Annotated in this window: 11 protein-coding genes; 8 read left to right on the top strand and 3 right to left on the bottom strand. The window is 31.5% G+C overall.

Annotation, left to right across the window (positions count from 1 at the left end; translation table 11 throughout):
* Positions 1-60 precede the first annotated feature (60 nt).
* From Q0912_RS17380 to Q0912_RS17345, 8 genes are all read left to right on the top strand, one after another.
* A complete protein-coding gene (locus tag Q0912_RS17380; protein ID WP_299117548.1) occupies positions 61-945 on the top strand; it encodes a type IV secretory system conjugative DNA transfer family protein in 885 nt (294 codons plus the stop codon).
* A 53-nt stretch (positions 946-998) separates the two neighbouring features.
* Positions 999-1,469 (top strand): JAB domain-containing protein, encoded by a 471-nt coding sequence (locus tag Q0912_RS17375; protein ID WP_299117547.1) that lies wholly within the window; start codon positions 999-1,001, stop codon positions 1,467-1,469.
* Positions 1,470-1,482: 13 nt separating this feature from the next.
* Positions 1,483-2,274: a DNA adenine methylase gene (locus Q0912_RS17370; RefSeq protein WP_299117545.1), complete on the top strand. Its 792-nt coding sequence runs from the start codon at positions 1,483-1,485 to the stop codon at positions 2,272-2,274.
* A 46-nt stretch (positions 2,275-2,320) separates the two neighbouring features.
* A complete protein-coding gene (locus Q0912_RS17365) occupies positions 2,321-2,485 on the top strand; it encodes a hypothetical protein (RefSeq protein WP_299117542.1) in 165 nt (54 codons plus the stop codon).
* A 36-nt stretch (positions 2,486-2,521) separates the two neighbouring features.
* Entirely contained in the window at positions 2,522-2,869 is a 348-nt protein-coding gene (locus Q0912_RS17360; RefSeq protein ID WP_299117539.1) for a hypothetical protein, read from the top strand.
* Entirely contained in the window at positions 2,835-3,260 is a 426-nt protein-coding gene (locus tag Q0912_RS17355) for a hypothetical protein (RefSeq protein ID WP_299117537.1), read from the top strand. Before Q0912_RS17360 ends, Q0912_RS17355 begins: the two co-directional genes overlap by 35 nt.
* 152 nt (positions 3,261-3,412) lie before the next feature.
* Positions 3,413-4,399 carry a hypothetical protein gene (locus tag Q0912_RS17350; RefSeq protein ID WP_299117534.1) on the top strand — a complete coding sequence of 329 codons (987 nt, stop codon included), beginning with the start codon at positions 3,413-3,415 and terminating at the stop codon, positions 4,397-4,399.
* Positions 4,400-4,402: 3 nt separating this feature from the next.
* Complete coding sequence (locus Q0912_RS17345) at positions 4,403-4,855, top strand: hypothetical protein (protein ID WP_299117531.1); 453 nt, start codon at positions 4,403-4,405, stop codon at positions 4,853-4,855.
* Between the two features lie 297 nt (positions 4,856-5,152).
* Here Q0912_RS17345 and Q0912_RS17340 read toward each other — a convergent pair whose 3' ends face one another.
* The 3 genes from Q0912_RS17340 to Q0912_RS17330 form a co-directional block, all read right to left on the bottom strand.
* Positions 5,153-5,830, bottom strand: a complete 678-nt coding sequence (locus tag Q0912_RS17340; protein WP_299117528.1) for a type II CAAX endopeptidase family protein — start codon at positions 5,828-5,830, stop codon at positions 5,153-5,155.
* A 356-nt stretch (positions 5,831-6,186) separates the two neighbouring features.
* Positions 6,187-6,597 (bottom strand): hypothetical protein, encoded by a 411-nt coding sequence (locus Q0912_RS17335; protein ID WP_299117525.1) that lies wholly within the window; start codon positions 6,595-6,597, stop codon positions 6,187-6,189.
* Positions 6,598-6,607: 10 nt separating this feature from the next.
* On the bottom strand, positions 6,608-8,040 hold a 1,433-nt coding region (locus tag Q0912_RS17330; RefSeq protein WP_299117523.1), incomplete at its 5' end, for an RHS repeat-associated core domain-containing protein.

Raw genomic sequence — 8,040 nt, 5'->3', positions numbered from 1 at the left:
TAAGATTATAAATTTACTTCTATAATCTCGCTCAAATAACAACTATATCAAGTTCACTTTTTGCTGACGTTATACAACTTTGGATACAATCCTCTTAGAAGTGTATCCCCTTCTAAACGTTCTCTGGTCGCTTCAAATATCCTTGAGATTTTTCAACGCAATTGGAAGTCCGCTTGGGGAATGAAGATGGAACACATCCTAAGGATGATTCTATTGACTCTTTTAGACCAACCAAGAGCTACACTCTCAGATATTTTAAAGCTCTTGCATGATTCTAATTACAGAATGAAATGCCAAGAGCATATTACTTCTGAAGAGATTCGCACCTTTTGGTCTAAGGAATTTCCAAAATACAAACCCAATGATCTGTTGCCTATTATGAATAAGCTTGGTGGGTTTTTAAGCCATCGCATTATTAGAAAAGTCCTTATTGAAAATAAAAAGCAATTATCACTACGATCGATAATCGACAATAAAGATATACTGATTATTAATCTGGCAAAAGGACAAGTCGGTTCGGATGTTGCAAATATTCTTGGTGGGCTCTTACTCACTTCCCTAGCATCAGCTGCATTCTCTCGTATTGATATTTTAGAATCTAACAGAACCCCTTATTACTTATATATAGATGAGTTTCAAACCCTATCAGGTAGCGAACTCATTGCTGAACTACTCGCACAAGTGCGAAAATTTAAGGTAGGGCTTATTCTAGCTAATCAATTCTTACATCAATTAGATGGTGATGTACGTGCTAGTGTCTTAGGAAATGTAGGTACCATTGTTGCCTTTAGACTTGGAATTACAGATGCCAATTTGATGGCAAAGGAATTTTACCCTGCTTTCAAAGCTTCGGATTTTACATCACTTGCGAACCATTCCATCTATCTCAAACTTATGATTGATGGCAAACCTTCTGTTCCCTTTAGTGCAGATACTATTCTCTAGGGTTGTCACCCTTAAATAAAAAAATAAACAAATCCATTAAATACTCATCAAAAATGAAAACAAAACAGAATACTCTTATTTCTGTGGCTGGTTGCCACGAAGTACAAATCCATTACAAACGCCCAATATTTGATATCCAGCAAAAAATAAAATCCTCAAAAGATAGCCATCGAATTTTAAGAAGTTTTATCGATACTAACCGTATTGACCATAAAGAATTCTTTTGGATTGTTTTGCTGACCAATGCCAATCAGGTACTTGGTATTAGTGAAATAGGTTTGGGGTGTGCCACAGGTGTTACCGTGAACATTAAAGAAATCTGCCAATTGGCATTATTGACTAATGCTACAGCTATTCTTGTAGCCCATAATCATCCTAGTGGAACCTTAGAGCCGTCTCTTGCTGATAAAAAGCTTACTGAGAAACTCAAACACACTTTAGATTTTATCGATATCACTTTACTCGACCATATTATAATTACCTCAGAGCATTACGCATCTTTTGTAGATAACAATTGGATGTAGTGCCTAATCTTATATGCCAAAAACCCCAATTACTTATTATGGTGGTAAGCTCAATCTTGTTAAAGAAATTTTACCACTCATCCCAAAACATAAGATATATACTGAAGCCTTTTTTGGAGGTGGCGCAATTTTCTTTGCAAAGTCCCCTTCTCAGGCTGAGACTATTAATGATATTAATAGTCTCGCTATTAACTTTTATGAAGTCGTAAAAACAGATTTTGAGAATTTAAAACTCAAAATTGAAGCTACATTATTCTCTAGAGCTACCTATTCAGTGGCAACTACAATCTACCGAATGCCTCATTTGTTTAATAAACTACAACAAGCTTGGGCATTTTATGTCGGTACGAATATGGGATTTAGTTGCCAAATTGGTAGTTGGGGCTATGACAAGTATTCAAAACGAGTTAAAGCTTTTCAAAATAAGAAGCTAAAATTTAATGAAGACATTTTTAAACGATTAGAGCATGTGCAGATAGAAAATATAGATGCTTGTAAGGTTATAAAAGCACGAGACACTGTAAATGCTTTTCATTATGTGGACCCACCATATATAGATTCTAATCAAGGGCACTATGATGGTTATACCAAATCCGATTACAAAAACTTATTAGGAACACTATCAAAGATTGAAGGCAAATTTCTTTTAAGCTCATATCCTTCAGATATACTTAAACGCTACAGCAAAGAATTTGGATGGTATACCAAGACTTTTGACAAACCGCTATCAGCAAGAAAAGCACAAGCTGATAAGCCAAGAGGTAGAAAGATAGAAGTTTTAACTGCTAACTACCCTTTGGACTAAGTAAAGACATTTAAAATCAAACGTAACATCTAAAAACAATTCAAGCATGAAAGACAATGCATCTATTGACCCAAATGAAGTATGGGAAGTTCTATCACAGCTAGGACACTATACACATTACCTAGCATCAAAACCAATTGATGACTGGGATGAGTATGATCGAAGTAATTACCGTTCACTCAGAATTAAAGCTGGAAAAGACAAATTATAAAAACTAAATATTATGAAAACAAACAAAGAACAATTAATGAAACACTTTGCTATGGTACTCAGAAACCTAGCATTAGGAAAAGAGACTGAAAGCCTCATGAGTAAGAACCTTGTATTTTACTTTTCAAGAAAAGAACTTATTGAAATCCTGAAGAAGAAGTTCGGTGGAACCATACCTAAAGAACATAATCTTACGGAAATGGAGAACAGAGAATTATTAGAGCTCATAGATAATGAACTATTTATCATTTCCTATGTGACTGAAAAGTGGAGTAAGGAAGTAAAAGAAGATAAATCAGTTCCTGAAAAACCTATACCTAGTTCTACAAGAAATCAAAAGCCAAAAGATAATGACAAAAAAGATCAGAAGACAACCAAGTCTTGAGAAAGCTATTGATGAAGCCATATGGCTCAACTTTAAGCATCGAATAAAGAATAAAACCTTTGGTGTGATTCAGAGTATTGAAGGTAATTATATTATTACTGATGTTAATCATCCTACATTTATAGATGAAGTTTTCGAAACCTTACCTTTAAACTATGCAGATATGACTTATAATCACATAAAGCATATATCACAGGATATAAACCCCTTATCTCATTTTTCAGAAATCAAAGGGATGCTCTCTGTTATGCATGGTGAGATTCTACGATATATCTTGTCTCATCGAATTCCAATTGAGAAGTTTATTAGATATGAACTTGCCTCTCGTGGTCATGATGAAGATCATAAATGGATTGGTTTTGAAAGAGCCGAAGAAATTTGGTTGAAATAATTTAATACAACACTCTCGAAATGAGGGTGTTTTTTTACTATATTTACTTAATTCTTTTCCTAATTTAATACTCGTTTTATAATATACCTAACATTGGGTATTCCCTTAATATTAGTTGTTCACTAATATTCGAAAATTATAAAAGGTTTAAAATGAAAAATAAAATTCTATCACTAGTCACCTTCTTTTTTAGTATTTCCAATCTATTTTCTCAAAACAATGATTCTATTTATAATTGGAAGTATAACACTATAACTCATGAGTTATTGGAAACCGAAAAGCACTTTTCAGATTTACCTGATGAATTATACGATAAAATGTTTATTCGTTTAGATAGTATTATTGATAAAGCATCTATATCAATATCGCCAATACTAAGAGATACTACTTTAACAAAAAAAGATAAAGCTCTTAATATTCTAAAATCTATTAGTTTAACGATAGAGCACTTTAATTTCAGTTTATATATTCCCACTAAAAACTTAACAACAATGTTTCTTACCAACAGAGTTGATTGTGATACAGGTGCAATGTTATATATCGCAATTGCTGAAGTTAATAAACTACCTCTTTATCTTGTTGAAGTTCCAGATCATAATTTTGTGAGATACTACTACGATGAAGCTAATTATTTTAATTGGGATAATAATACTTCTATGGAAGTGACAGATAGTGAGTATAAAAATGGTATGTCTCAAACTAGCAGTTCTTTATTTACAATAGATGATGCTGTTTTATTCAGATACCTTCAACCTATGTCTATAGGAAGTGTTAAAGCCTACTATTACTCCCTTATAGATGGAAAAAAGAATATTCCAAAAATGAAAAAATTATATGAATTCGCAATTAAAGAAAGTCCTCATAACCCTTTAATAATGAATAATTATTCATGGTTTATTTTAACAAACAAAGAATACGAAGGAAGTATAGCTGATAATAAATTAGCATTAGAATTATCTTTAAAAGTTGATGAATTAATGCCTCAAGATTCAAATTATAAAGATACCTTAGGTTGTGCTTATGCAGCTAATGAGAATTTTAAAAAAGCAATAGAGATAGAAACGAAATATGGAGGTAATGATTTTAAACAAGTCAATGGTTATATGATGAAAAAGAAGTGTGTAAATTTAAATTTGTAACTAATGATGAATAAAAAAAATCTCTATTTAGTATTTGGCACAGCCAACAAAGGTAAATCATCTTTAATAAGGTGCTTAACTGGAATATTTCGTGGTAGAACAACAAAAATTAAAAGAATTAATGATGAGGTTTTAATTAAAGTATTTGTTTCATCAGCACAAGAAAAATGGATTAGTATAGAAGAATTAATTGAAAAAATTGATTCGATTGATGTTGAACACTATTTAATTTCTATTAGAATAGATGAGATTCGAAATAAGTATGGTACTGTATTTCCTGAAGGACAAAAGTATTATGACGAATTGATTAAAAGATATAATATTTTAGGAGTAACAATATTTGGGAATGAAAAAATGAATATTGATGATAATTTAATCACTAGAATCGAAAACCCTAGAAAAGATTCCCCTAATTATGACGCATCTATTGTCAGAAAAAAATGGGGATGGATTTAAATTATATTTTCTATCAACTAATTTGTAACCATTAAGATTGAAAAAACGCATTTAGAAGTCTCTAAATGCGTTTAAAAAGAAAAGGATGAACATTATGTCCATCCTTTTACAGCTAAAATTATATTTTAAATTATTGTTTAACAATTGTTTATGTTTAAAAACTAATCCATCAACTAATCTATACCATTACCCAAAGAACTTAAAAAAAGAGTAAGACAGTTTAAAAAACTGCCTTAGCTCTAATTCACTCTATATCAATACGGTTCCAACTTTGGAACACTACCCTATCCAATTACCCTATAATATTTGAGCCATTAGATTCCAAGACACATGAAAAACTATTGATGGTCCAATAGATCTAGATTTATAATAAATCAACCCAGAAAGTAAGCCTCCAAAAAATGTCAAATATGTAAGATGCCAGGTTTGCTGAAAATCATTAAAGAATAGATTTAAATAAGGTGAATGAATTAGAGCAAATAGAAATGAGGCAAATATAATTGCTACAAAATTGTTGGTTTTTTTTTGTAGTTTGTTTTGAATATACTCTCTAAAAAACATTTCTTCTGCAATAGGAATAAAGATAATTAGAGAAAGATAATTTATATTCCAAGTTTTTAACAAACCATCAAGATCATATAAAATATAATAATTAGTATCAAAAATAAAATTATAAATCCATTTAAGAAGTGCTTGTATGTATACAAAACTAAGTCCAAGAGCGAGAGCAGACAAGTACCATTTTTTTTCTGTCTTTAGAGTTAATCCTTTAAAAGTTTTGTGTTTAATAAAAAAAATAAAAGTCAGAACTATAATGGTCTGTATTGAGCCCTGAATAAGTACATAATACTTATAATACTCCTGAAAATTCAAAAGCTCAGCTATTATAGTCCAAATACCAATCAATTCATTAATGATAATGTAAAGTAATGTTGCTACTATAGCAAAAATTAAATTGAGAAAATGTCTATTCAATATTTTAGGTTTATCACATATATCAAATTCAAAGAATGAATATAGTTCTAGTTTGAAAATGAAAAGATAATAAATCTGAAGAAAATATTTTAACGTAGACTTAATAACAGCTAGAATAATAAACAGGTCAATGTATAGATCTAAATTATGTTTTTATGGTAAACAGTTTTCTTGAAAACTTAAATAATATCAAGATATCTATACCTTTTACATTTTTACAATAAAGATCTGTAAATAGACGACTTATTAAACAATTAATAATAAAAGTAAACATAATTTCTAGTCATAAAAGAGTGTGTAATAAAGTTTACTCTTTTGTGATTAGAAATTAGTTAGTATTTCAAATTAAGATATATTTAATTTCCCTTTTCATAATTGTAAATCAGTTCAGAATGCTCATAATCTATTAGTGAAACTTCAAAATTTATATTAATTAAATCTATAACAAATTCATTCTCATATAATTCATATGGACTATGCAAAATGCATATGGATTTAATATTATTTTTAAATTCTAAGAAATAAAAATCTATAGAGTCCTTCAATGAATTGAATTTTTTACCGTTTAAAAAATCTTTTAAATTATTATCCATTATCGCTATTTTTGACTCATTAAGTATTTTTTCATCATATTCAATTGCAGAAAGGAAATAAACTTTTTTAATATACTTGTAATTTATATCTTTTGCTAATGCATTTCTGAGTAATATCCATTTAGAATTTTCATAGTTATTAGAGTTTTTAAAGAGGTTTAAAAAAAAATTCATTTTATTTAATTTACCATTCACCAAAACGAGTAGCACCATGAGTAGAAACTGGTTTCAGCTCTGGACCTGTTCCATTTCCAGGGTTATTGATCATCTTTTCAACAGCTTGCTCCCCAGCAAATCCACCTAATATACTACCAACTACGACACCTGCGGCAGCACCCCAAGGCCCAAGACTTGCTCCTGCAGCTCCAAATGTTTCACCTCCAAGAATAGCACCTGACCACGCTCCTCCTTCTTTCGCAACAGCTTCGACTTTGTTATCTGCATTAGCAATATTATTAGCTGAGATCACTACACCAAAAACAGCCGCTCCCTTGCCTATATCTCCCATTACTTTAGCTGCTTTATCAAACTTTGCATTAGTTTTATTTGGATTATTTTTGGGCATATTCTTTTCATTGGAAGCAGGTCTTTTAGACTCTCTAATAGCTCTAGTTACAGCAGTCTCTTTAGATTGCATTTTAGTTTTTAGTTGAGATCTTTGCTCTTTTGTTAATGGTCTACCTTGTGTAGCTTTAATATATTCTTTTCTTAATTTACCCGTTTGAATACCGGTATATGCAACTTCCGCTGAAACAGATCTGACAACATCTGATCCAGTAACAGTACTACTACCTGCTGAACCTCTTGAATGAGAACTACTCGGGTTACTACCATCCCCAATCGGAATAGCAGAATTTCCCTTATTCATTTGATGCATACCATTACCACTTGGTGGATCTGGACAATCTCCAGTTGGACAAGGCATCATACCATCTGGATCTTGAAAATAAACAGGGTTATCAAATCCGAAGTTATAAGGACTGTGCCTTCTCATATCTTCGGCTAATGGGTCAAGATTCATCCACCTTCCTATAGTAGGGTCATAATTCCTAGCTGAAATATCATACCAGTCAAGACCCAATTCGTCATTAAATTCTTTCCCGCCGAACATAAATCTACGTGCAACAGAATTTACATTAGCAGAAACCACGTCATTGTACCCTTTATGTTTTAAGCCAAAAGGATAGTAGTTGTGCTCTTCTATGATTTCTGTAGCACTGTTAATGGTCCCATTACCATCACTATCTGCATAGGTCAATCTAATATTCCCTAAGTGATCTTTAAACTGATAGACATAGTTAAACTGTTTGTTACCCGGTTCTATATAGCCTTCTGGGTGGGATAACATCTTTAGTGTACCATCCTCGTAGATATAGTTCCCGGCATAGTCCGTTATGGTAGTCTCGTTAATCACCTTTCTTAGTTTTACACCTGTGGCATCGTAAATATAAATAATATCTCCCGAAGCGAGGTACACTCTTGTTGGTAAATTTAAGTGGTTATAATCAATACGTGTAATGCCTTTGTTCTCATCGGTTTCCATGTTACCATTGGCATCGTAAGTGTATTCGGTGGTAAGGTTGGCACCATCTTTAAAACCAAAGCTGGTATCACCGT

The organism is uncultured Winogradskyella sp. (genome assembly GCF_947498345.1).
Taxonomy (GTDB): domain Bacteria; phylum Bacteroidota; class Bacteroidia; order Flavobacteriales; family Flavobacteriaceae; genus Winogradskyella.
Note: the sequence above shows the minus strand (reverse complement) of the source record. Positions and strands in the feature narration are given on the sequence as shown.

Excerpts from the sequence above, each read along its gene's own strand:
- Q0912_RS17375 (WP_299117547.1), top strand. The coding sequence starts at position 999 with ATGAAAACAAAACAGAATACTCTTATTTCTGTGGCTGGTTGCCACGAA.
- Q0912_RS17370 (WP_299117545.1), top strand. The coding sequence starts at position 1,483 with ATGCCAAAAACCCCAATTACTTATTATGGTGGTAAGCTCAATCTTGTT.
- Q0912_RS17365 (WP_299117542.1), top strand. The coding sequence starts at position 2,321 with ATGAAAGACAATGCATCTATTGACCCAAATGAAGTATGGGAAGTTCTA.
- Q0912_RS17360 (WP_299117539.1), top strand. The coding sequence starts at position 2,522 with ATGAAACACTTTGCTATGGTACTCAGAAACCTAGCATTAGGAAAAGAG.
- Q0912_RS17355 (WP_299117537.1), top strand. The coding sequence starts at position 2,835 with ATGACAAAAAAGATCAGAAGACAACCAAGTCTTGAGAAAGCTATTGAT.
- Q0912_RS17350 (WP_299117534.1), top strand. The coding sequence starts at position 3,413 with ATGAAAAATAAAATTCTATCACTAGTCACCTTCTTTTTTAGTATTTCC.
- Q0912_RS17345 (WP_299117531.1), top strand. The coding sequence starts at position 4,403 with ATGATGAATAAAAAAAATCTCTATTTAGTATTTGGCACAGCCAACAAA.
- Q0912_RS17335 (WP_299117525.1), bottom strand. The coding sequence starts at position 6,597 with ATGAATTTTTTTTTAAACCTCTTTAAAAACTCTAATAACTATGAAAAT.